The organism is Shewanella maritima (assembly GCF_043643735.1).
Classification (GTDB): domain Bacteria; phylum Pseudomonadota; class Gammaproteobacteria; order Enterobacterales; family Shewanellaceae; genus Shewanella; species Shewanella maritima_A.
This window is the reverse complement of the sequence record NZ_JBHZSM010000013.1, coordinates 20924-42654: the sequence shown is the minus strand read 5'-3', so window position 1 is coordinate 42654 and position 21731 is coordinate 20924. Positions and strand designations below refer to the sequence as shown.

The following is a 21731-nucleotide window of genomic DNA, read 5'->3' as shown; positions in this document are numbered from 1 at the left end:
ACTAAGTGTCGGTTTTTTTTATCATGTGGCTAATGATTAGCGAGCACGGAAGACGATACGGCCTTTAGATAAATCATAAGGAGTCAACTGTACTGTGACTTTGTCACCAGTAAGAATACGGATGTAGTTTTTGCGCATTTTACCAGAGATGTGGGCTGTTACCACATGACCATTTTCAAGCTCTACGCGGAACATTGTGTTTGGCAAGGTCTCAAGGATCGTGCCTTGCATTTCAATGTTGTCTTCTTTCGCCATTAATTAATTATCCCATTAGCCTTAAATATAAAATCGGGCGTATCATGCACCAAAAACACTGCTCTGTAAAGGCCGTTAGCAATAAAGTCAGCTATGGTGTTGATGTTCTTGCCAACCTTGTGAAGTTAAAATCTGGTAGGGTCTGTATAAGCGTTTGTAATTCATCTTGCGGTTACTGTCTATTTGATAACCCAAATATAAATATTGTTTGCCTAAAACTTTTGCCAATTCACACTGTAATAGAATCATCAGTGAGCCTAATGAACGTTGGCTTAACTCTGGGTCAAAATAACTGTAAATAGCTGAGAGGCTATTTGGCATGAGATCTGTCACTGCAACGCCAACAAGCTTATCTTCAATGAAAAGCTCTATGAATGTTGGTTCTAGCCAATCACAGTGAAGAAACTCTTTATATTGTGATTCAGAAGCTGGGAACATGGGTCCATCACTGTGCCTTTCATCGATATATTTTTGATAGAGAATAAAGTGATCTTCGCTGACTTTATGGCTTAATCGCCATTGAATGTCAGTATTGGCCTTTAATGTGCGCTTTTGTCGTTTAGACGGTTTAAATTTTGCAATGGGAAGCCTGATTGATTGACACTGATTGCAATTGGGGCAATACGGTTTGTAGATAGCATTACCGTTTCGGCGAAAGCCCATACCTAACAATTGCTCAAACAAATGACCGTTGAGTTGTTCTTCTTGTATAACTAATAACTGCTCTTTGTTGCCTGGAATATAATTGCAATCAAAAGCTTTAGTAAGACCAAGGTTTAACGGCTTAGAGTTCAAGAGTTACCTCTCTCGGTTGCCAAAGGTGTGGTTGCTCCGGCTTGTCTCTCAATAAAGTCAGTTTATTTAAAAACTCATCACGGGTGATAGGTTTGGCGCCCAGTTTTAATAAATGAGGGTTGATAATTTGTGCGTCGATTAAATGGTAATCATGTTGAGAAAGTAACTGATTCAGCAACATGAATGCCGCTTTAGAGGCGTTTGTTTGCGTATGAAACATAGATTCGCCACAGAACACACCACCCATGGATATCCCATATAAGCCGCCAACAAGTTCATTATCATCCCACACTTCAATGCTATGGGCTCTACCGCTTCGATGCAGCGCTGTATAGGCTTGAATAATGTCATTGGTGATCCAAGTACTTTGTTCATAAGCCCTTGGCTGTGCACAGGCAGTAATAACACCTTCAAAATTGCTGTTAACTCTGTATTGCCATTTTTGTTTTCGAAGAAACTTTTTAAGACTTTTGCTGCCATGATCAAATTGTGGTTTAAACACAGCTCGCGGGTTTGGGCTCCACCATAAAATAGGCTCTTCAAAGTTAAACCAAGGAAAAATCCCCTGATAATAGGCATCTAATAAACGTGTCGGACTGAGATCTCCTCCTATGGCCAGTAAGCCATTGGGTTCTTCTAGCGCTAAATGCGGAGAAGGAAATTGATCTTGTGAGGTTAAATAAGACAGAGAGTTCACAAAAGCGTATATTTAGATGTATGGATGTGTTTAATTTAGCGGAAAATCATCATGTTTAACATCTTTAGCAGCAGTATTTATCGGAAACTCATATTAAGTTTGTCATTGGTGTTGTGTGTTTTTAGTTCTCATGCGACATATCAACGTAATCAAGCCGTACCCGTAGAGAAAGTTGTCTATGGTCACGTTACATCAGTTAAGCATATTACTGAGAAGCAATTAGTTGAAGATAGAAACAATGGCTGGCGTACTTTTGGTGGTGCATTAGTGGGAGGTGTTATCGGTCATCAATTTGGTGGTGGAAGCGGCCAAGATGTTGCGACAGTACTTGGCGCACTCATTGGTGGTGGTTTAGCTAATCGTCAAGGTAATCAACAATATTACCTTGAACATAAATTAATCGAGCTGATGATTGACCAACAAGATGGCACGCAGGTGATGGTTATCCAAGATGTTGACCCAGGCATGCCTTTTACTGCCGGAGATGAAGTTCGCGTGGTTTATTTAAAGGGCTTTGTGAGAGTCGATATTGCTATGTAAAAAACGACCTTTTAAATGTTGCCATGTAAAATGACTCGCAGTTTACAAAAACAAAAAGGAGCGTTTAACGCTCCTTTTTGGTGAGTAACATATTGGATTAAAATCCGCGAGGTAATGTATTTTTACCTGCCGCTTTTTCCAATTTTGCACGCCACATTTCTTTTGGCGTTAAACCACCACTTTTACCCGTTGCTTTTGGCTTAGCCTTCGCAACTGGTTTTTTTGCAGCTTTAGGTTTTGCTGGTGCTTTTGTTTTTACTTCAGCTTTAGGCGCAGCTTTTACTGCTTGAGTGTCATCGCCTGAAAGTTCAGCTAGCATTTTTTCTAATTCACTGAAACGTACTGATTTACCACCATCAATTTTGTACCAGCTACCAGATTGCTCGATTTGAACAGCCTTACCAGATTGTTTCTCCAGTGCAGCACTTAATGCGCTGATGACTTCTTCTTTTGTTAACGCAGTCATTTTAAATATAACCTATTTGAATTTTGTTAATTAAGGTTGCGGCCTATTTTAAGGGTGAAACGCCATAAATGTCCAATTTGACCTAGGATAATGGCGATAAAAGCATTTTTTAAGGGCCGTTGTGGTGCAAAGCTGGTGTTGGTTTCGTAGAATGAGATTAATATTCACCAAACAATATGAAAATAAATGACTATTTCTAGACAGCAGCTTTGCCAGTACTTAGATGAATATTTGTCTGTGGGCCAATTCAAAGATTACGCCCCTAATGGTTTACAGGTTGAGGGGAGTGACACCATTAACACCATAGTTACTGGTGTGACCGCTTGTCAGCCACTGATAGAGCAGGCCATCGCGCTCAATGCTGATGCGATTGTAGTGCATCATGGGTTTTTCTGGAAAAATGAGCCTGATGTCATCACCGGTATGAAGCATAAACGGATAAAAGCCCTCATTACTAATGACATTAATCTGATGGGCTATCATTTACCTTTAGATGCCCATCCTGAGGTTGGTAATAATGCTCAACTCGCTGAGAAGCTTGGCTTAGTTGAAGTTTCTGTGTGTGACAGCGTGCCACAAAACTTGCTTTGGCAAGGGAAGTTGTCTGTACCAATGAGTCCAGCGCAATTGGCTGAACTGTTACACAACACATTGGATAAAGCTCCGCTACATATCGGTAGTGACAAAACAATTTCTAGCCTAGCTTGGTGCTCTGGTGGGGCGCAGGATTATATTGATATGGCCGTTCATCTTGGGGTTGATGCATTTATTAGTGGTGAAGTGTCTGAACGTACATATCATGCTGCTATGGAGCAAGATATTCATTATTTCGCTGCGGGTCACCATGCAACTGAGCGATTTGGAGTGAAAGCATTAGGGCAACATTTATCCGATAAGTTTGGTATCACAAGCCATTTTGTCGATATTGTTAATCCAGTGTAAGGCGACAAATTGGCGGACTAAATTCAGTAAAAATCTTTAATTAAAAGGGTTTACGCTATGACAGAGTATTTATTACAAGCATTCATTTATTTATCTGCTGCTGTCATAGCGGTACCGATTGCACAACGTTTAGGATTAGGTTCGATTCTAGGCTATTTATGTGCTGGTTTAGTGATTGGCCCAATTGTGGGATTGGTTGGGAGTGAAACAAACACCATTCAACATTTTGCTGAATTTGGTGTGGTAATGATGTTATTCCTTGTGGGGCTTGAGCTAGAACCCAAAATGCTGTGGGCAATGCGTCACCGTTTAGCAGGTATGGGTGGCTTACAAGTTGGTTTATCAATTGCGGCAGTGACATGGATCGCCATGTATTTTGGCTTAACATGGCAAGTGGCATTAACAATTGGTTTAATTTTTTCGTTATCTTCAACCGCGATTGTTTTACAAACTCTGGAAGAGAAAGGCCTTACCAAATCTGTTGCAGGCTCTAATGCATTTTCAGTATTGCTATTCCAAGATATTGCCGTCATTCCAATGTTGGCGTTTATTCCACTTCTAGCTGCGCCTGAGTTGATTTCTGCTTCGCAGGGGTTAGCTGATGCGGCTGAACATCATGAACAGCTTTCTTTAGTTGCAGGTCTTCCTGGTTATGCTTATGCGCTAGTGGTGACAGGTGCCATCGCCATTGTCGTGTTAGGCGGCCATTATTTAAGCCGCCCTATATTTAAATTTGTTGCTGATACAAAGGTACGTGAGATTTCAATAGCCGCTGCGCTTATGTTGGTTATAGGTATTGCCACGCTGATGAGTTTAGTTGGTTTATCACCTGCTTTAGGCACTTTTTTAGCGGGGGTGGTATTAGCAAATAGTGAATTTAAGCATGAATTAGAAACTAATATTGGCCCATTTAAAGGGTTATTACTTGGGCTCTTTTTTATAACTGTGGGTGCCGGCATCGATTTTAGCGTGTTGAGTGAACATGCCTTAATGATCATCGGTGTCACATTAGGATTAATGGCAATAAAAGCCATTGTATTGTTTATCTTGTCTTTAATTTTTAGAGTAACAGGCAGTGATCGTTGGTTATATACCTTAAGTCTTGCACAAGCCGGTGAGTTTGGCTTTGTATTATTAAGTTATAGTCAGCAAAACCACGTTATTGATCCACAGCTTGCTCAGCCATTGTCAATAGTTGTGGCATTATCGATGTTCTTAACGCCTGGGCTGTTCATCTTTTACGATAAAGTGATTGTGCCGCGTTACCAAAAGTCATCAAACGACCGTGAGCAAGATGTGGTAGATGAACAAGGCACAGTGATCATTGCGGGTATTGGTCGTTTTGGCCAAATAGTTAACCGTATTCTTATCTCAAATGGTGTTCATACAGTGGTGTTAGATCATCAAGCTAACCAAATTGATAATTTACGTAAAGTAAACATAAAAGCCTATTATGGTGATGCGACTCAACCTGATCTTCTACACACCGCGGGAGTTGCTAAAGCGGCAGCCTTTGTTGTTGCAATTGATAACCCTCAAGCTAGCGTAGAGCTAGTGACCTATTTAAAACATAAATACCCACAGTTAAAAGTTATCTCGCGTGCCTTTGATAGAGGTCATACCCACTTGCTGCGCCAAGCGGGCGCTGATGTCGTTGTGCCAGAAACATACCATTCCGCACTTGAGGCGGGTGTTGCGTCAATGGTTGCGATGGGGTACCCCAGCGATTTGGTTGAAAAACAAAGACAAACCTATAGAAGAGTTGAACAAGAAGCCGCTGATGTTTTATATAACGAGTGGGTAGAGCGGTCAGATGGTGAACGTTATGGCGGTGACTTCTTAAGTCTATTCATGGAGTATGAAACTAAATTGAAGCAGGCTATCGCTGAGGATAATGAGGCCTATAAAGCGCAAAGTTTTGCTGAACAACATAAATGTGATCAGCAGCTTAACGATATCGAAGATAGTGCACATCAATCTAAAATTGATGCTATAGAAGATTCTCAACAGATAACACGCTAATTCAGGTTTTGCTAATATCTACTCAATTAAGATAATTTCACTCTTAAAATACAAAAAAAGGCACTCATTGAGTGCCTTTTTAATGTACTTAAAATATTTATTAAACAGGCTTACATTACACGCATGCCTGGTTTGGCACCTTCATGTGGCTCTAAAATCCAGATATCTTTACCACCTGGGCCTGCAGCTAATACCATGCCTTGTGACTCACCAAACTTCATCTTACGAGGTGCTAGGTTAGCAACCATTACAGTGTGTTTGCCAATAAGATCTTCAGGCGCGTAAGCTGACTTGATACCTGCAAATACTTGTTTAGTCTCGCCACCAAGATCGAGCTCTAAACGTAGCAGTTTATTGGCTTTTTCAATGTGTTCAGCTTTGGCGATTAAGGCAATACGTAGATCAACTTTAGCAAACTCATCAAAACTAATTTCATCGGCAATCGGCTCTTTTTCAAGTTCAGACTTCTCGACCTTAGCTTCTACTTTTTGAGCAGGCTGTAGATTCTCTTTAGAGGCGTCAATGATTGCTTCAACGCTCTTCATTTCAATGCGCTGCATTAACGCTTTAAACTTAGCGATTTCATGGTCGGCTAAGTCTTGATCTAAATTATCCCAAGTGAGTGTTAGCTGTAAAAACCCTTCTACATCTGCCGCAAGTTTTGGCAGTACTGGCTTGAGGTATGTAACCAAAATACGGAATAAATTTAATGCATTGCTACAAACTTGATGCGCTTGCTGCTGTTTATCTTCTTGCTTAACAAGTTGCCAAGGTGCTTCATCAGCAACATACGCGTTTGCAATGTCTGCTAACGCCATAATTTCACGCATCGCTTTACCGTATTCACGATTTTCATAAAAGTCTGCAATGATATTTTGCTTAGCAAGGAAAGTCTCAGTTAGGCTAGTGTCTTCAATTTTAGCGAGCTTGCCATCAAAACGCTTACTGATAAATCCAGCGGTACGAGAAGCAAGATTGACAAGCTTACCCACCAAATCAGAATTAACACGCTGAGCAAAATCTTCTAAATTTAAATCTAAATCATCAATACGGCTATTTAGCTTAGCGGCATAGTAATAACGTAAATACTCAGGGTTTAGATTGTCTAAATAAGTACGTGCCTTAATGAATGTCCCTTTAGACTTAGACATTTTTTCGCCGTTAACGGTGACATAACCGTGGGCATAAACACTGGTTGGTTTTCTAAAGCCTGCACCGTCTAGCATCGCTGGCCAAAATAGGCTGTGGAAGTAAACAATGTCTTTACCAATGAAGTGATAGACTTCTGCTTCTGAATCTTTTGACCAAAAATCATCAAAGTTTAAATCATCACGTTTGTCACATAGGTTTTTAAATGAGCCCATGTAACCAATTGGCGCATCAAGCCAAACATAGAAAAACTTGCCCGGAGCGTCTGGTATTTCAAAACCGAAATAAGGCGCATCACGAGAAATATCCCATTGTTGTAGGCCTTGCTCAAACCATTCATTTAGCTTGTTTGCCATTTCTTGCTGCAGTGAACCTGACTTAATCCACTCATTTAGCATGCCTTCAAATGCCGGCAGGTCAAAAAAGAAATGCTCAGTATCTTTCATGACAGGTGTAGCACCAGATACCGCTGAATAAGGGTTTATCAGATCGGTTGTACTGTAAGTCGCACCACAACTATCACAATTGTCGCCATATTGATCTTCACTCTTACACTTTGGGCATGTGCCTTTTACAAAGCGGTCAGGTAAGAACATTTGCTTTTCAGGGTCAAACAATTGCGAGATAGTTTTGGTTTTGATGTAACCACCATCACGTAATTTAAGGTAAATGTCGCTAGCCAGCTGACGGTTTTCTTCACTGTGTGTGCTATGAAAGTTGTCAAAATGGATATTAAAGTCAGCGAAGTCCTGTTCATGCTCTTTCTGCACCTGAGCAATCATTTCTTCCGGGGTAATACCTAACTGCTGTGCTTTTAGCATGATTGGCGTGCCGTGAGCATCATCTGCACAAATGTAATGACATTCATGACCGCGGAGCTTTTGGTAACGTGACCAAATATCAGTTTGGATGTACTCCAACATATGACCTAAATGGATAGGGCCATTAGCATATGGAAGGGCACTAGTGACTAGGATTTTACGCTTAGAATTTGTCATCTTGTCTCAACATCGGATTACGTCAAAAATATTGCCAAGATACTAACTGATTAACTGTCATTTTTCATTAAATCATCAACTAAAAAGCGCAATAAACCACTTAAAAATGCGATTAATCTGGTACAATCGAGCAAATTTATCGATGGGAGTCGCTCTTTTGTCTACTGCGCATACAGATTATCAGTTATCTGATGAATTATTAGGCCTAGTGTTGCCTATTCTTGATGCTTATCAAGATCCTTACCTTAACAAGGGACTCGTAACCGCAGGTTGCGTGAATAAACTAGCTATTGAAGGAAAGCGTTTACAGCTTGGTCTAGTTTATCCTTACCCTTGTATGACTCAGTATCGTGATACTGTTATGGCAGTAACTAAGCAACTTGCTGTACTTGATCAAATTGATGAAGTTGAATGCGAGATAGATTTCCAACCACATACATATTCAGCCATTACTTCAGTTGAGCCACTACCCAATGTTAAGCAAGTCATTGCCGTTGCTTCTGGTAAAGGTGGTGTGGGTAAATCAACCACAGCCGTGAATTTAGCCTTGGCGTTAAAAGCGGAAGGTGCCGAAGTCGGTATTTTAGACGCTGATATCTATGGTCCGTCCATTCCTTTAATGCTGGGTATTCCTCATTTCAAACCACAATCGCCAGATGGAAAATTGATGACAGCCGGTAGTGCTCACGGTATTGCCGCACAGTCAATCGGTTTCATGCTGCAAGATGAAGAAGCTGCAGTTTGGCGGGGTCCTATGGCAGCGGGTGCATTAGCCCAGTTGCTGAACGAGACACAATGGCCAGAGTTAGATTACTTAGTTATCGATATGCCACCAGGAACAGGCGATATTCAATTAACTTTGTCGCAGAAGTTTCCTGTCAGTGGGGCATTGATTGTGACTACTCCGCAAGATATTGCGCTAGCTGATGCGAAAAAAGGCATTACCATGTTCAATAAGGTCAGTATTCCGGTGCTAGGTATTGTTGAGAATATGAGCTTCCATCTATGTCCTGAGTGTGGCCATAAAGAGCACCCGTTTGGCACACATGGCGGTTCCAACATTGCTGAAAAATATAATGTGCCATTATTAGGGGCATTACCGCTGAATATTAATATCCGCGAATCTATGGATCAGGGAGCACCGTGTGTTGCCAGTGAGCCAGATTCCGAGGTGGCAGGAATTTATCGTGAAATTGCGCGTAAAATTGGTGCTCAATTGGCGATGCAACAAGTTCAATCTAGTGTTTCAATCAGTATTTCAGACGACGAGTAAGGTAAGTTATGGTTTCGCAGCAATGTGTCATTATCGGTATTGCAGGTGCATCAGCATCAGGTAAAAGTTTAATTGCCAATACCATTTTCCAAGAGTTGTGCCATGACTTGGGAACCAACCAAATTGGCGTAATTAACGAAGATGCTTATTATCGTGATCAAAGCCATTTGAGTATGGAAGAGCGTGTCAAAACCAACTACGACCATCCTAAAGCGTTGGATCATGAGTTGTTGGCAACACACCTTAAAGCATTAAAGTCTGGCAATGCAGTAGACATTCCTAACTACAGCTACACAGAGCATACTCGTGTATCTGAAACCACGACAATGCAACCTAAAAAGGTCATTATTCTTGAAGGGATTTTGTTACTTACTGACCCTAAGCTTCGTGACTTAATGGATGCCAGTGTGTTTATGGATACACCGCTTGATATTTGTTTCTTACGTCGTTTAACTCGAGATGTTGCTGAACGTGGTCGCACCATGGAGTCTGTGATTGCTCAATATAAAGCAACTGTAAGGCCGATGTTCCTGCAATTTATTGAACCTTCAAAACAGTATGCTGACATAATTGTTCCTCGTGGTGGTAAAAACCGTATTGCAACGGACATCCTTAAAGCAAGAATGCAGCATTTATTAGCAAAATAGATCGAGAGACTTAATGCTAATTGAAATTTAAGCTGGCTTATAGCAAGGTAAAGAGTCGTTAAGTTAGTTTAACGACTCTTTTATTATCAGTAGTATTAAAGGAAAACAATGGACTCTGTTTGGGTTAATCAACAGCCTCTGCAACACGTGAGTGCCTTAGACCGTGGCTTAGCATATGGAGATGGCCTTTTTGCGACAATGCGTACTTATCAAGGCAATGTTTTATTATTGTCTGAACATGTTGCCAGACTTAAACAAAGCGCCGAAAGATTGCACCTTTCATGGCAGCCGCATCAAAAGTTGATCGAACATATACAACACGTTGCACAGCAATTCCCAAATCATTGCTTGAAATTGGTGGTCACACGTGGAGAAGGTGGTCGAGGTTATGCGGCGCCAGAGCAATCACTCTTCACAGAGGTCTTATCGGCCCATGACTTACCTAGCCATTATAGTAAATGGCAGCAGCAGGGGATTGCTATTCAATCAAGTAAAGTCACTTTAGGGCATCAGCCTTTATTATCAGGGGTGAAACACTTGAACCGTTTGGAACAGGTGTTGATTAAATCCCAACAGCTAGTCGCCCCATATCAAGATTGGTTGGTTTGTGATAATAGCGGTAATGTTATTGAATCATCCATGGCAAATATTTTTGCCGTCATTGGCAATGAGGTGATTTCACCTGCTCTGAATCAAACGGGTGTAGCAGGTGTGACTCGTGAGCGATTAATTCAGCATTTATTATCCGCAGGGTTCAATGTTAAGTTACAACCAATGACACTTGAACATTTTGCGAAGTGTGATCATGTATTTCTGACAAACAGTTTGTTTCATATTGTTGATGTTATTGCTATTGATGACTATGAATTTAAAATGTGGCCGAAGAGCCCCTCTTTTAGAGAAAAATTACTAAAGCATAATGAATAAGACCCTTACCCGAATCATTGCGGTTGTAAGTACCGCTATCACACTTTGTTTGATTGCTGGCTACTTCTTTACGCAAAGCGTATTGCAGTTTCCACAGCAGACTTTGCTAGTGGACAAAACAGAGCAGTTAACCGTTGAGCCTGGCATGAATGTGACTCGACTAGTGAATCAATTACAGCAGCAAAACTGGATTACAGATGCATGGAAAATTAAGTATCTGGTTAAATTAGAACCTAAATGGACTGCTATCCGAACCGGGCTTTACCAAATCAATCCGGGTGATTCTCTGGCACAATTGTTGACTAGGATAAAACAAGGTCAACAGGTGACATTCTCAGTTACGTTAATTGAAGGTCGCACGATTAAAGAGTGGCAGCAAACATTACAAAATGCGGCACATTTACAATTTGAGCCCAATGCTTTTGAGAAAGTGCTCACACTCAATGGTGATGATTCAGGGCTGCCTGAAGGGAAGTTCTATCCTGACACCTTCCAATATCATGCAGGTGATAAACTGGTTGATGTGCTGAGCCGCAGTTATAACATGATGCAAACTCAGTTATCTAAGGCATGGGAAGGGCGTGATAAAGACTTAAGGTTACAAACGCCCTATGAGTTGTTAATCATTGCATCGATAATTGAAAAAGAAACTGGCAAAGCCGATGAACGAGATTGGGTTGCCGCCGTATTTAATAATCGCTTGAAACTCGGTATGCGCTTGCAGACTGATCCAACCGTTATCTATGGTATGGGAGAGAGGTATCAAGGCAATATTACCCGTAAAGATCTTCTTGAACACACACCATTTAATACTTATCGAATTAATGGCTTACCACCAACGCCAATAGCGGCGCCAAGCGGTGCTTCACTTTATGCAGCTGCCAACCCTGCAGAAGTGGATTACTTGTATTTTGTATCAAGAAATGATGGCAGCCACGTGTTTTCAACAAACTTGCGTGATCATAATAATGCCGTCAATAAATATCAGAGAAATCGTTAATGAATTTAGGAAAGTTTGTTGTTATTGAAGGCCTAGAAGGTGCCGGTAAGTCGACAGCTATAGCATTGGTTAAATCCCTGCTAACACAACATAATCAAAGTGAACCAGTTTGTACTCGTGAACCTGGTGGAACTCCTTTAGCTGAGAAAATGCGTGACTTAGTTAAAATAGCTGAGCCCAATGATCCATTGTGTGATGAAGCAGAGTGTTTGTTGTTTTATGCTGCACGGGCACAATTGGTCAATAATGTGATCAAACCTGCTCTGCAACAAGGAAAGTGGGTGTTGGGTGATAGGCATAATTTATCGTCTTTGGCATATCAAGGTGGCGGCAGAGGTTTAATGCCAATGGTACAAGCCATCAGTGATATCACTTTAAAAGGTTTTAAACCTGATTTAACTTTATACCTTGATATTGAACCTGCACTTGGGCTTAAACGTGCAGCTGATCGTGGTGAACTAGATAGGATAGAAACGCAAAAAATAGCGTTTTTTGAACTTGCAAGGGCGACCTTTTTATCATTAGCCGCTGCGGACGACAGCATTGTTGTTATTGATGCCAGTCAATCTATTGAACAAGTGCACCATGATATTCGTCAGCAAGTAAATGCACGGCTTATTCAAATTACCAGTCAATAAGAGAGCGAAATGACACAAGCATTGAGCATTGAGCAGCTGCCTTTACCTTGGCTACAACAACCACAGCAGCAATTTCGGGCACAAGTAAACGCAAATAGAGTCAGCCACGCTAACTTAGTTGCGATTGATAGCGCTTTAGGTGTGTCAACATTGCTAATTGAGATGGCGACTGAAGTGCTCTGTGTTCAACCAACACCCGATGGAGCTTGTCATCAATGTAAAAGTTGTTTGTTGCTTAAAGCGGGCTCTCATCCAGATTTATATCAAATCCATGCCGATGGCCAGCAAATTAAAGTCGATCAAATTAGACAGCTTTGTACTGATTTAACGCAAACAGCACAGCAGGGTGGATATCGCGTGGCCATCATATACCAAGCTGAGCGATTAAATTTAGCAGCGGCAAATGCTTTATTAAAAACATTAGAAGAGCCCGGTGAAAATACATTATTGATTTTACAAACGGATCAACATGCTCGATTACTGGCAACGATTAAAAGCCGTTGCCAATTACTAGCATTTACTACACCGACAAATACTGAAATAAAACATTGGCTAAGCAATCATAACTTAGTTCCTAATGGTGTGAAGGAAGATGTTACTTGGTGCCTAAGTGTTGTGGGTGGGCCGTTGGCTTTAGCCGAAAGCTTTACTAATGACAGGTATAACATGCTACTTGGATTTAGAAATGATTGGGTACAAAGCTTACAACTAGGGTATTTACAAGGGGGCTTAGCGAAGGTTTCTGAAAAGCAAATTGTTGATGCCCTTAACGTTTTTTATTTGTACTTACGCCAATATATGTTAAAAAGTACCAAGACAACTCCTTTTATCCGCGCTAAAATAACTGAATTAGCAGGGGAAGTCATGCAAACAACCCAAAAGCTAACTATGATGTCGAATATAAATTGCGCCGCGCTTTGCCAGCAATATGTATTAAGCTTTAGGCACTTGACCTTGGCATAACTATAAATATTTGGATTGATAAACTTTATATGGTCGATTTAGTCGTTAATTACGATACACTTCATCAGCTTTACCGTGCTTATATGCCATTTATTAAGCCAGCTGGTCTTTTTGTTGCTACTACAGAGAGTCACTTTTTAGGTGAAGAACTGACGATATCTTATCGCTTACCAAAAGCTTCTCAGTCGTATGAGTTTAAAGGGACCGTCGTGTGGATTAATCCACTTGGAGCATCTGGTGGTCGACCTGCTGGCATTGGCCTTAAGATCACCACTGAGCCTGAAAGCCATAAACATCACATTGAAAAGTTACTGTCACACGAATTGTCTTCGGGTGATCTGACTTGTACCATGTAACCTGCTTTTTTGATTAACCTAGTGAACTCCCATGCTTATTGATTCCCACTGTCATCTTGACCGTCTTAAATCTGCACCTGACGATAAAACCCTGCAACAAATTATGGCTAATGCCAAAGCCAGTGGCGTTGACTATTTATTATGCGTCAATGTACGTCAGCAGGGGTTTGAAGCAATGCGCGATAGAGTTGCAGCCTTTGATAATGTATTTTTGTCTTCAGGTGTACATCCACTCGATGTTCAAGACGGCTTAGATGTAGAACAAATCAAACGTTTTGCAACTGATGAGCGTGTGGTGGCAGTAGGTGAAACAGGTTTAGATTATTTCTACGCTAATGAAACTAAGCTATTACAACAGCAATGTTTTGAACAGCAAATTGATCTTGCTGTTGAAATCAATAAACCACTCATAGTGCACACTCGTGATGCCAGAGAAGATACCATTAATCGCCTAAAGCAAGGCAACGCTGAAAGAGTCGGTGGTGTACTGCATTGCTTTACTGAAAACTGGGAAATGGCCAAAGCTGCCATCGATTTAGGTTTTTACATATCAGTCTCAGGAATTGTGACTTTCAAAAATGCCGGTGAACTGCGATCCGTCATCCGCAAAGTGCCAAAAGATAGATTATTGGTCGAAACAGACTCACCTTATTTAGCACCTGTGCCGCATCGTGGCAAAGAGAACCAACCCGCATTTGTGCGTGATGTAGCAGAGTTTGTGGCTGAATTGCGTGGTGAGAGTTACCCTGAACTTGCTGACTACACCTCAGAGAACTTCTTTAAGTTATTTCCTCAAGCCGCCAAACTTGCTGGCAGAACATAAATTTTAGACAAAAAAAAGACCCAAAACTATCCAATTGTTCTGGGCCTAGGGGAATGGCTCTTTTCAGAGCCGTGCGCTATCTTCAATGAGTTAATATCTGCTCAAATTATAGGCAGTAGCAGTTGATTTTCCCAATTTTTTTATCAAAAAAATCTAATATTTGTAAGTGAATGAAACTAAACACTTATTATCATCAAATTTGAATGCTGTTTTTAACTAAATCTCTCGGCAAATTATTTTTTAGTCTGTGACCTAAGTGTTTAACCATGCCTAGCGCCACATCATGATAGGTCGCAACCATTTCACCATGTTCTATTTCTGCTAACGTTGAAATTGTGTTCTCATCAAAACTTTGAAGTGCTATATCTTTACCCATCATGAAGTCTTTAGCTTGGGTGGCTGATAATGCAATACTACGTTGATGTACACATGGCACAGGACTTAGCGCAATTAACGCTTCGTGTTTTATCTTGTAACCTTTCTTCATCTTATCAGCCAACTTCACCCCAATTCGCTGAAAACGCATGTTGCCAATTAAGGGGATAAATTGCTCCGGAAAAAGCCACAATTCCTCATCTCGCTGATAAATCATGTTGGGATCCGGTAATTCAATGTCAAAATTTTGAGAAAAATACTTAGACAGTTGGCTAAAGTCTTTTTTAGCAACGGGAGTGAAAGGAAACTGTTTTTGTTTCTTCTTTTGTTTCTTCGGTAATTTTGATGTTCGCTCTACCGAGGTGATTTTGCGTATTTTTGCAATGAAGAAGCCTTCACTGTCAAATATCTGCGGCCAAACATGTAAAAATCCTTCGGCTGTTGTTGCTTTATCTGCACCTAAAAATAAATCAACAAGAGGGATAAATTCAACAGCATCTGGGTATGCTTGTTGTAAGTGATGACATATGGCTTGGTTTTCCATTTGGCTCAATGTACAGGTGGAGTATACCAGCGTACCTCCCGGTTTTAATGCTAGGAAAGCAGATTCAATCAGTTGTTTTTGAGTTTCACTGATGGCTTTAACATCCGTTACATCCCAGTGCTTCAAGGCCAATGGATCTTTTCGAATCGTGCCTTCACCGCCGCAGGGAGCATCTAACAAAATACTGTCAAAGGTTTCAAATAAATATTGGCCAAAGACACAGCCATCAAAATGTGTCAAAGCCACATTCGATACCCCCATACGCACTGTATTTGCATGAAGAATTTTAACGCGGCTAGATGAATATTCATTGGCAACTAATAAGCCTCCATTTTGCATCATGGCGGCCAGTTGAGTGGTTTTGGAGCCAGGCGCTGAAGCCACGTCTAGCACGTATTCAGTTTGGTCATTGTTAGCAAAAAGCGCTTCTGGCGGCAGCATAGAGCTGGCTTCTTGAATGTAGAATAAGCCTTGATGATGCTCGATGGTATTACCTATTTGGATATCAGTCTCTGTACTTAACCAAAAACCGGTGTTGCACCAAGGGATTGGCTCAAAATGCCAACCTTGAGGCCTCATCTTCTCGATAAAGTCTGAGACAGAGATTTTGAGCGTGTTGACTCGAATAGATTGTCGTAATGGACGCTGGCAATATTCTAAAAACTCATCAAGATCCAAATGTGACGGTATCTCTTGTTCAATGTGCTTGATAAAGTTAGGATTAATTTGTGCCATTTGTATTTTCTATCATTGAAATATTGCTAAGATCATAGCATGTATTGCTGGTGCTCAGTAGCCACTGACATGATTGTCTCTGTTGTTTTGAATGACAAAAAACGGATTGTTTCCTACAGGAGTGAGTTTGCTTAATCGTGTTTGGTTTGCGCTATTTGCCATATCAGCTGCAGCTATCGTAGCCCAGCTAGTATCTGGCAACGCTGCAGTACTTGATTCTGCTGTTGCCAGTTTGTTTTCGAGTGCAAAACTGGCTGCAGAAATCTCCATAGGACTAGTTGGTGTGCTAGCGTTATGGATGGGATTGATGCAAGTAGGGGAGCGAGCTGGTGTCGTAGGCCAACTTGCACGTTTATTTGAGCCATTTTTAGCTAAGCTAATGCCGGAGGTACCTCGAGGCCACAAAGCTTATGGCAGTATCACCATGAATTTAACCGCTAATATGTTAGGGTTAGATAACGCTGCAACGCCACTTGGCTTAAAAGCCATGAATGACTTGCAGGAGCTCAACCCTAATAAAAGTGTGGCCACTAATGCACAAATTCTATTCCTCGTATTAAATACTTCTGCGGTGACACTGGTGCCTGTCACTGTATTTCTCTACCGTGCACAACAAGGTGCAGCAACGCCTGCGGATGTATTCTTACCTATTCTAATTGCTACCTCGTGTTCAACATTAGCGGGTTTATTGATTGTGGCGCTGGTACAAAGGATTTCATTATTCAATACCGTCATAATTGGCTATTTATTATTGGCTTTTGCGTTTGCCAGTGCATTGATTTGGTATTTGATAAGCTTATCTGCCGAAGCCATTGGTGTCGTATCTAGTATGATGGGCAATGGCATCTTATTGTTACTGGTGCTGAGCTTTATATTAATTGCTGGTATGAAGAAAGTCGCGATTTACGATGAGTTTGTTGAAGGTGCTAGTAATGGCTTTAAACAAGCTATTTCGCTAATTCCCTATTTATTAGCCATGCTATTAGCTATTGGATTGTTAAGAGCATCAGGTGCATTAGATTACTTACTGCAACTCATTGTTGTCATTGTATCAGGTTTCGGTTTTGACAGTCGTTTTGTTGATGCGCTTCCCACTGCTTTCATGAAACCATTTAGTGGTTCAGGGGCGAGGGCGATGATGCTTGAAACGATGGACTATCATGGCGTTGATTCTTTTGCTGGTAGATTGGCAGCAATATTTCAAGGAAGTACAGAAACGACGTTTTATGTTCTGGCTGTTTATTTTGGCTCTGTAGGTATTAAACACGGACGCCATGCACTGAGTTGTGGACTCTTTGCTGATATTGCTGGCATTATTGCTGCTATCAGCGTGTGTTATTGGTTTTATGGTTAACCGAACATTTCACACGGTTAACCATAAACTTGCTTCAAAACAGATCACGTAAATGTCACTCGCAAATAAAGCGCTAAACGAGCGTGTTTTAGCCCATAGTTTCAAACAGCAGTATTAGCAATTGATTGGTGCTAGATGCTGGTTTGGCTACTTTTTGTTTTTTACACAATCTGTTTGAGCAACTTTAAAACGTATAGGTTTTAAAATCGTATTACGGAGCAGGCTTAACTTGCTCCGGTTTCCAGTCTTGCCATTTATCCATCATTTTATTGAATAGCAGGAATGTGTCTGTCTGTTTAATCGCATTGTCAGCAGTTGATACGTCTTGTGTAACGACTGAGATGCCGCCAGCTAGCAATGTTTCTAATGAGCCTGTTTCTATTTGTGCGCCTGAGAATAATCCGACATTAAGCTTGATACCCGAAGCATCCCAAAATTTACTACTGGTATTTATTAGATGGCTGTAATTATGTTCAACATGAGCATAAATCAGAATCTGTGTGCCATCGTCCGTTAAACGGTAACCATCGATCTGACCAATATTGATCCCACGGTAAAATATAGGTGTGCCAACTTTAAGCGAACCCAGTTGCTCATCAATAAGTGTTAGACGAGTAGCGTTTTTGGGAACATTTGCATCAAAGCTTGACTCAAGTTTGACTGTGAACTCGCTTGATTGAGAGTTTGTTTTACCTGGAAGTGCGCCGATATAGGCACCAGTTAATAGCGTTTCAGGTGCTTCAATGCCAGCGAGTGAAATCCGTGCATCAACTAAAAAGAACTCAGTATCTTGTTTTATAAAGTGAGCGGCGTATTCACCAAATATATAAGCATTGGCAGATAATGAATCTAAGTCATGATTTAGAGTTAAATTGTCAATAAACCCGATTTCATGCCCTTTGTATCGAATAGGCGCATTATCAGCAATGCGCGCATCTGCAGGTAGTGAAAATTTCAGTAAACTTGCCTGCATGAAAGCCATTTTTTGAGAATCATGCAAATGGTTGCTTCGGCTTGAATACGCTTGTTGAGCATCATCTAACAATCCTATTGCAATACTGCCCTTAATTGCGCCTGCAAGCGGTGCCACATCAATATCAACACCTTTCAGTGAAGCGTTCATTTTTACTGCACTGTTTCGCCAATAGACTGTGCGCTCATTGATCAATTGTTTATATTGCTCAGAAATGTGTAAAGTGAAATCGAACACATCTTTTTTGGCTCGCCATTCAATCGCGCTAACTTCACCAATACGCATTTTCTTGTAATAAACTGGAGAGCCTTCAGTTAAGTCTGCACCATCAATACCCTGTAATGTCACCACATGCATAGCATCATGCTTTTTTTGTAACTTGGCTTCAGACTCTGAAGCGAATAAGGTAAGCGTTCCAGAGTCGTCTATGAGAGTTTTACTCTGACCCGGCACTAATGTGATAGCGCCATTAAGCATTGTATTTACATCTCTAGTTTTAACCTCTAACTCTTCAAGGTTTGCATTGATGTGTATTGCTGACTCTGAGATAAAGTAACTGTCTTTAGTTAGTAAAGGTTTAAATTCTGGTAGGATCTGCACTCGATATTCTACTTGACTAAAATCTGGTGCTAAGTCGACTTGAGTCACTTCACCTATCGGCAATTGACGGTATCTGACTTCTGAGCCTACCTTAATGCCAGTATGTACCTCAGTGGTAACAGTGAGATTAAGCTTTTCAGAGGCTAAGAGGTCGGGTGCGTCTACATACAAAGGCAGTGGCGTTTCTATTGGCAGATGACTGTTACCTGGCAGTATATTAATTACATGCCCTGTAATTAATCGAGACAAATGATTAACACCATCAAAAGATATATCTGCTCCTTCTAACCACATATAGCTATCGCTGGTAAGTAATGGTTGGAATTCGGTGAAAATAGTGGCATCAACAATAACTTGATCTTTATGCAATGTGGTTTGTTTAACTTCGCCGACTTGCATTCCTCGATAAACTATTTGTGTTCCTTGGCTTAGGTTGTGACTATTGTCAGTGAGTAATTGAAACTTAATACCGCCGTTTGCCTGCTCAATATTATCAAATAAGGTAAAACTAGAACCATTTCGTGCTTTGGTGTCGCCTTGTTCTGAGCTGAAACTAATCCCTCCTGCTAATATGGAGGCAATACTTTCAGTATTAACGCTTATCCCTGATAAAGATGCATCTACCTTTAAACCTGAAACATTCCAAAAATGAGAACCTGTCTTAACTAAATGTGCATATTGTTCTTGAATGAATGCTGTGATGATAATTCGCTGATTGCCATCTAGTTTATAACTAACAACATTTCCTACTGGCACTTGACGATAAAAAATAGGTGATCCAACATCCAGCGAGCCAAGTTTTGGTGCGATTAATGATATTGTTAATCCATCGGTGCCGGGTTGGATAGGTGGAGCTTCACGTTCAGCAACAAAATCTTTAGTGTATTCACCTTTACCTGGTTGAATGGTGATGTAATTACCTGAGAATAGTGTGTCTAAACCTTCTACACCCGTAATACTAGCTTTAGGTTTAACTAGCCAAAACTGACTTTTTTGACGTAAAAAAGCTTCCGCTCGGTAGTCCATAACGACTTTGACATCTACACCACGTAGTTGATCATCAAGACTAATATCTGTGACTTTACCCACTGTCAAACCTTGGTATTTTACTAAGGTTTTGCCTATTTCCATTCCTGTGGCATTGGGGAAGTGAATAGAAATTTCAACACCGGCTTCTTTGATGCTTTTAACGGTTAGCCAGCCACCTAGTACGAGGGCGATTATCGGCAATAACCAGATCGGAGAAAAAAGCTTTTTATTTACAACTTTTGGTGATTCACTTTGTGTCATTTTTTGTTTCCAATCTATCCCAAAGTAAGCGGGTATCTAGTACTTTTGCAGCTAACTGAGTAAGTAATATGACCAAAGCAAATGCGGTTGCTGCTGGTGCGGGTTTAGCATCAAGAAGTTGGCCCATGTTAACGAGGGCCACAGTAATTGATATCACGAAAAGGTCTAACATCGACCAACGTCCAATCCATTCAATAATATGAAAGCCGACCATTAATCGTTTTTTTGAAACCGGTAAATTAAAACTAATTGCTGTTAAATAAATGGCTAAGCCAATGATTTTTAACCATGGTACTAATACGCTAGCAGTAAAAACAATGATCGCTATAGGGATCATACCTGTTTTAACCAAGTGAACAGTACCACTAAAGATGGTGTCATTGGTCACCACGCCTTGGTTGGTTATCAAAGTAATAGGGTAGATGTTAGCTAAAATCAACAGAACAACAGCTGTGATGAGTAATGCCCAGCTTTGCTGGACACTTTGATAATTGCGGGTCGCCAGCTTGCTGTTACAACGTGTGCAAAATTCATTTTGATGTGAATTTAACCTGCGACACACTTTACACAAGCAGTATCCGTGTGACATGCCAACTTTATTACTATCGACATGCTGTTTAGTCATCGAGTTTGCTCCACATATGCTCTAAATTGTACTCACGCTGCAAAAAAATCGCCATGACAAATAATAGTGTGAAGCAAGTTGTACCTATCCCCATATAGACATCAGCAAAATCAGATAACTGGAATGCAGATACCAAAAAACTAAGAACATATATTTCTAACATTGATAATTGTGCTAACAGTGAGTGTTGTTTTAGCAGTGTTATATAGCTTTTTCTTAACCAAGATATATGTAAGCCATATTTTACAATCATCACCTGAATGAGTATCGAACTGATAAGTAAGAGGGGAGCGATGACTGCCGATACAGCAACGGCAACGGCAACGATCCAATAACCAAGTTCACCAACCGCTAATGCAGCTTCCATGACAGTAGTGGTACGAATACTGCCAAAGAAATGGATTTCAAGCACAGGTAAAAAATTAGCTGGGAAGAATAGAATAAGTGCCGTTATGCAAATAGCCAACATGCCATTAATGGAGCAGTACGGGGTGTCGTATAAAGCAGTATGGCATCTAGGACATAATGCACGAACCTGTGAAGGTAACGCTCGCTTTTTCACCATGAGATCACAGCTACGACATAAAATAAGCGAGTTATGTTCGTGTATCTCAGCCATCAAGTCACATTTACCCTGTTTATCGACATTAATTCCATTAATTCTACTTCTATAGAGGCATTAATTGTGATGCCAATTGAAATTGATAAATATAATAATATCAGATTAATCAGAATACTTGCATC

At 40.7% G+C, this 21731-nt stretch carries 21 protein-coding genes; 12 read left to right on the top strand and 9 right to left on the bottom strand.

Annotation, left to right across the window (positions count from 1 at the left end; translation table 11 throughout):
* Window positions 1-36: 36 nt before the first annotated feature.
* The 3 genes from infA to aat all read right to left on the bottom strand — a co-directional run bounded on the left by infA (window position 37) and on the right by aat (window position 1747).
* Complete coding sequence (infA, locus tag ACHUGF_RS13750; protein WP_026959988.1) at window positions 37-255, bottom strand: translation initiation factor IF-1; 219 nt, start codon at window positions 253-255, stop codon at window positions 37-39.
* Window positions 256-342: 87 nt separating this feature from the next.
* Window positions 343-1050, bottom strand: coding sequence for an arginyltransferase (locus tag ACHUGF_RS13745; protein WP_394132036.1), 708 nt, complete (start codon window positions 1048-1050; stop codon window positions 343-345).
* Window positions 1040-1747, bottom strand: a complete 708-nt coding sequence (gene aat, locus ACHUGF_RS13740) for a leucyl/phenylalanyl-tRNA--protein transferase (RefSeq protein WP_394132034.1) — start codon at window positions 1745-1747, stop codon at window positions 1040-1042. Before aat ends, ACHUGF_RS13745 begins: the two co-directional genes overlap by 11 nt.
* A gap of 45 nt (window positions 1748-1792) precedes the next feature.
* On the opposite strand from aat, the gene ACHUGF_RS13735 reads away from it, so the two are divergent.
* Window positions 1793-2287: an outer membrane lipoprotein gene (locus ACHUGF_RS13735; protein WP_394132176.1), complete on the top strand. Its 495-nt coding sequence runs from the start codon at window positions 1793-1795 to the stop codon at window positions 2285-2287.
* Between the two features lie 97 nt (window positions 2288-2384).
* On the opposite strand, the gene ACHUGF_RS13730 is transcribed toward ACHUGF_RS13735, so the two are convergent.
* Window positions 2385-2753 carry a hypothetical protein gene (locus ACHUGF_RS13730; RefSeq protein ID WP_394132033.1) on the bottom strand — a complete coding sequence of 123 codons (369 nt, stop codon included), beginning with the start codon at window positions 2751-2753 and terminating at the stop codon, window positions 2385-2387.
* Between the two features lie 192 nt (window positions 2754-2945).
* Here ACHUGF_RS13730 and ACHUGF_RS13725 point away from each other — a divergent pair, with 192 nt between their 5' ends.
* On the top strand, window positions 2946-3695 hold the full coding sequence (locus tag ACHUGF_RS13725) for a Nif3-like dinuclear metal center hexameric protein (protein ID WP_394132174.1): 750 nt from the start codon (window positions 2946-2948) through the stop codon (window positions 3693-3695).
* Window positions 3696-3752: 57 nt separating this feature from the next.
* Window positions 3753-5717, top strand: coding sequence for a monovalent cation:proton antiporter-2 (CPA2) family protein (locus tag ACHUGF_RS13720; protein ID WP_394132032.1), 1965 nt, complete (start codon window positions 3753-3755; stop codon window positions 5715-5717).
* Window positions 5718-5827: 110 nt separating this feature from the next.
* Here the strand turns inward: ACHUGF_RS13720 and metG are convergent, their stop codons facing one another.
* On the bottom strand, window positions 5828-7864 hold the full coding sequence (gene metG, locus ACHUGF_RS13715) for a methionine--tRNA ligase (RefSeq protein WP_394132030.1): 2037 nt from the start codon (window positions 7862-7864) through the stop codon (window positions 5828-5830).
* 157 nt (window positions 7865-8021) lie between these two features.
* Here metG and apbC point away from each other — a divergent pair, with 157 nt between their 5' ends.
* The 8 genes from apbC (at window position 8022) to ACHUGF_RS13675 (ending at window position 14491) form a co-directional block, all read left to right on the top strand.
* Window positions 8022-9137: an iron-sulfur cluster carrier protein ApbC gene (gene apbC, locus ACHUGF_RS13710; protein WP_394132029.1), complete on the top strand. Its 1116-nt coding sequence runs from the start codon at window positions 8022-8024 to the stop codon at window positions 9135-9137.
* Between the two features lie 8 nt (window positions 9138-9145).
* Window positions 9146-9784 carry a uridine kinase gene (udk, locus tag ACHUGF_RS13705; protein ID WP_394132028.1) on the top strand — a complete coding sequence of 213 codons (639 nt, stop codon included), beginning with the start codon at window positions 9146-9148 and terminating at the stop codon, window positions 9782-9784.
* Between the two features lie 108 nt (window positions 9785-9892).
* Window positions 9893-10711: an aminodeoxychorismate lyase gene (pabC, locus tag ACHUGF_RS13700; protein WP_394132027.1), complete on the top strand. Its 819-nt coding sequence runs from the start codon at window positions 9893-9895 to the stop codon at window positions 10709-10711.
* On the top strand, window positions 10704-11711 hold the full coding sequence (gene mltG / locus ACHUGF_RS13695) for an endolytic transglycosylase MltG (protein WP_394132025.1): 1008 nt from the start codon (window positions 10704-10706) through the stop codon (window positions 11709-11711). The genes pabC and mltG overlap by 8 nt, the downstream gene beginning before the upstream one ends.
* Window positions 11711-12349 carry a dTMP kinase gene (gene tmk, locus ACHUGF_RS13690; RefSeq protein WP_394132023.1) on the top strand — a complete coding sequence of 213 codons (639 nt, stop codon included), beginning with the start codon at window positions 11711-11713 and terminating at the stop codon, window positions 12347-12349. Before mltG ends, tmk begins: the two co-directional genes overlap by 1 nt.
* 9 nt (window positions 12350-12358) lie before the next feature.
* Window positions 12359-13312: a DNA polymerase III subunit delta' gene (gene holB, locus ACHUGF_RS13685; RefSeq protein WP_394132022.1), complete on the top strand. Its 954-nt coding sequence runs from the start codon at window positions 12359-12361 to the stop codon at window positions 13310-13312.
* A 29-nt stretch (window positions 13313-13341) separates the two neighbouring features.
* Window positions 13342-13668 carry a PilZ domain-containing protein gene (locus ACHUGF_RS13680; RefSeq protein ID WP_394132021.1) on the top strand — a complete coding sequence of 109 codons (327 nt, stop codon included), beginning with the start codon at window positions 13342-13344 and terminating at the stop codon, window positions 13666-13668.
* A 31-nt stretch (window positions 13669-13699) separates the two neighbouring features.
* On the top strand, window positions 13700-14491 hold the full coding sequence (locus tag ACHUGF_RS13675) for a TatD family hydrolase (protein WP_394132019.1): 792 nt from the start codon (window positions 13700-13702) through the stop codon (window positions 14489-14491).
* 193 nt (window positions 14492-14684) lie between these two features.
* Here ACHUGF_RS13675 and rsmF read toward each other — a convergent pair whose 3' ends face one another.
* A complete protein-coding gene (rsmF, locus tag ACHUGF_RS13670) occupies window positions 14685-16145 on the bottom strand; it encodes a 16S rRNA (cytosine(1407)-C(5))-methyltransferase RsmF (RefSeq protein ID WP_394132018.1) in 1461 nt (486 codons plus the stop codon).
* 127 nt (window positions 16146-16272) lie between these two features.
* Between rsmF and ACHUGF_RS13665 the strand changes: the two genes are divergently transcribed.
* Window positions 16273-17499, top strand: coding sequence for a nucleoside recognition domain-containing protein (locus ACHUGF_RS13665; protein WP_394132016.1), 1227 nt, complete (start codon window positions 16273-16275; stop codon window positions 17497-17499).
* A gap of 211 nt (window positions 17500-17710) precedes the next feature.
* Here the strand turns inward: ACHUGF_RS13665 and ACHUGF_RS13660 are convergent, their stop codons facing one another.
* Genes ACHUGF_RS13660 through ACHUGF_RS13650 form a run of 3 tightly spaced genes read right to left on the bottom strand, consistent with a single transcriptional unit; the run spans window position 17711 to window position 21606 of the window.
* Window positions 17711-20362 carry an MlaD family protein gene (locus ACHUGF_RS13660; protein ID WP_394132015.1) on the bottom strand — a complete coding sequence of 884 codons (2652 nt, stop codon included), beginning with the start codon at window positions 20360-20362 and terminating at the stop codon, window positions 17711-17713.
* The gene (locus tag ACHUGF_RS13655; protein WP_394132014.1) at window positions 20349-20987 is read right to left on the bottom strand and encodes a paraquat-inducible protein A; all 639 of its coding nucleotides are present in this window, start codon (window positions 20985-20987) and stop codon (window positions 20349-20351) included. Before ACHUGF_RS13655 ends, ACHUGF_RS13660 begins: the two co-directional genes overlap by 14 nt.
* Window positions 20980-21606: a paraquat-inducible protein A gene (locus ACHUGF_RS13650; protein ID WP_394132013.1), complete on the bottom strand. Its 627-nt coding sequence runs from the start codon at window positions 21604-21606 to the stop codon at window positions 20980-20982. Before ACHUGF_RS13650 ends, ACHUGF_RS13655 begins: the two co-directional genes overlap by 8 nt.
* Window positions 21607-21731: the final 125 nt, after the last annotated feature.

Coding starts and splice junctions, on each gene's coding strand:
- ACHUGF_RS13650 (WP_394132013.1), bottom strand. CDS start 21,606: ATGGCTGAGATACACGAACATAACTCGCTTATTTTATGTCGTAGCTGT.
- rsmF (WP_394132018.1), bottom strand. CDS start 16,145: ATGGCACAAATTAATCCTAACTTTATCAAGCACATTGAACAAGAGATA.
- pabC (WP_394132027.1), top strand. CDS start 9,893: ATGGACTCTGTTTGGGTTAATCAACAGCCTCTGCAACACGTGAGTGCC.
- tmk (WP_394132023.1), top strand. CDS start 11,711: ATGAATTTAGGAAAGTTTGTTGTTATTGAAGGCCTAGAAGGTGCCGGT.
- ACHUGF_RS13720 (WP_394132032.1), top strand. CDS start 3,753: ATGACAGAGTATTTATTACAAGCATTCATTTATTTATCTGCTGCTGTC.
- holB (WP_394132022.1), top strand. CDS start 12,359: ATGACACAAGCATTGAGCATTGAGCAGCTGCCTTTACCTTGGCTACAA.
- ACHUGF_RS13675 (WP_394132019.1), top strand. CDS start 13,700: ATGCTTATTGATTCCCACTGTCATCTTGACCGTCTTAAATCTGCACCT.
- udk (WP_394132028.1), top strand. CDS start 9,146: ATGGTTTCGCAGCAATGTGTCATTATCGGTATTGCAGGTGCATCAGCA.
- infA (WP_026959988.1), bottom strand. CDS start 255: ATGGCGAAAGAAGACAACATTGAAATGCAAGGCACGATCCTTGAGACC.
- ACHUGF_RS13655 (WP_394132014.1), bottom strand. CDS start 20,987: ATGACTAAACAGCATGTCGATAGTAATAAAGTTGGCATGTCACACGGA.
- mltG (WP_394132025.1), top strand. CDS start 10,704: ATGAATAAGACCCTTACCCGAATCATTGCGGTTGTAAGTACCGCTATC.
- metG (WP_394132030.1), bottom strand. CDS start 7,864: ATGACAAATTCTAAGCGTAAAATCCTAGTCACTAGTGCCCTTCCATAT.
- ACHUGF_RS13680 (WP_394132021.1), top strand. CDS start 13,342: ATGGTCGATTTAGTCGTTAATTACGATACACTTCATCAGCTTTACCGT.
- ACHUGF_RS13660 (WP_394132015.1), bottom strand. CDS start 20,362: ATGACACAAAGTGAATCACCAAAAGTTGTAAATAAAAAGCTTTTTTCT.
- ACHUGF_RS13730 (WP_394132033.1), bottom strand. CDS start 2,753: ATGACTGCGTTAACAAAAGAAGAAGTCATCAGCGCATTAAGTGCTGCA.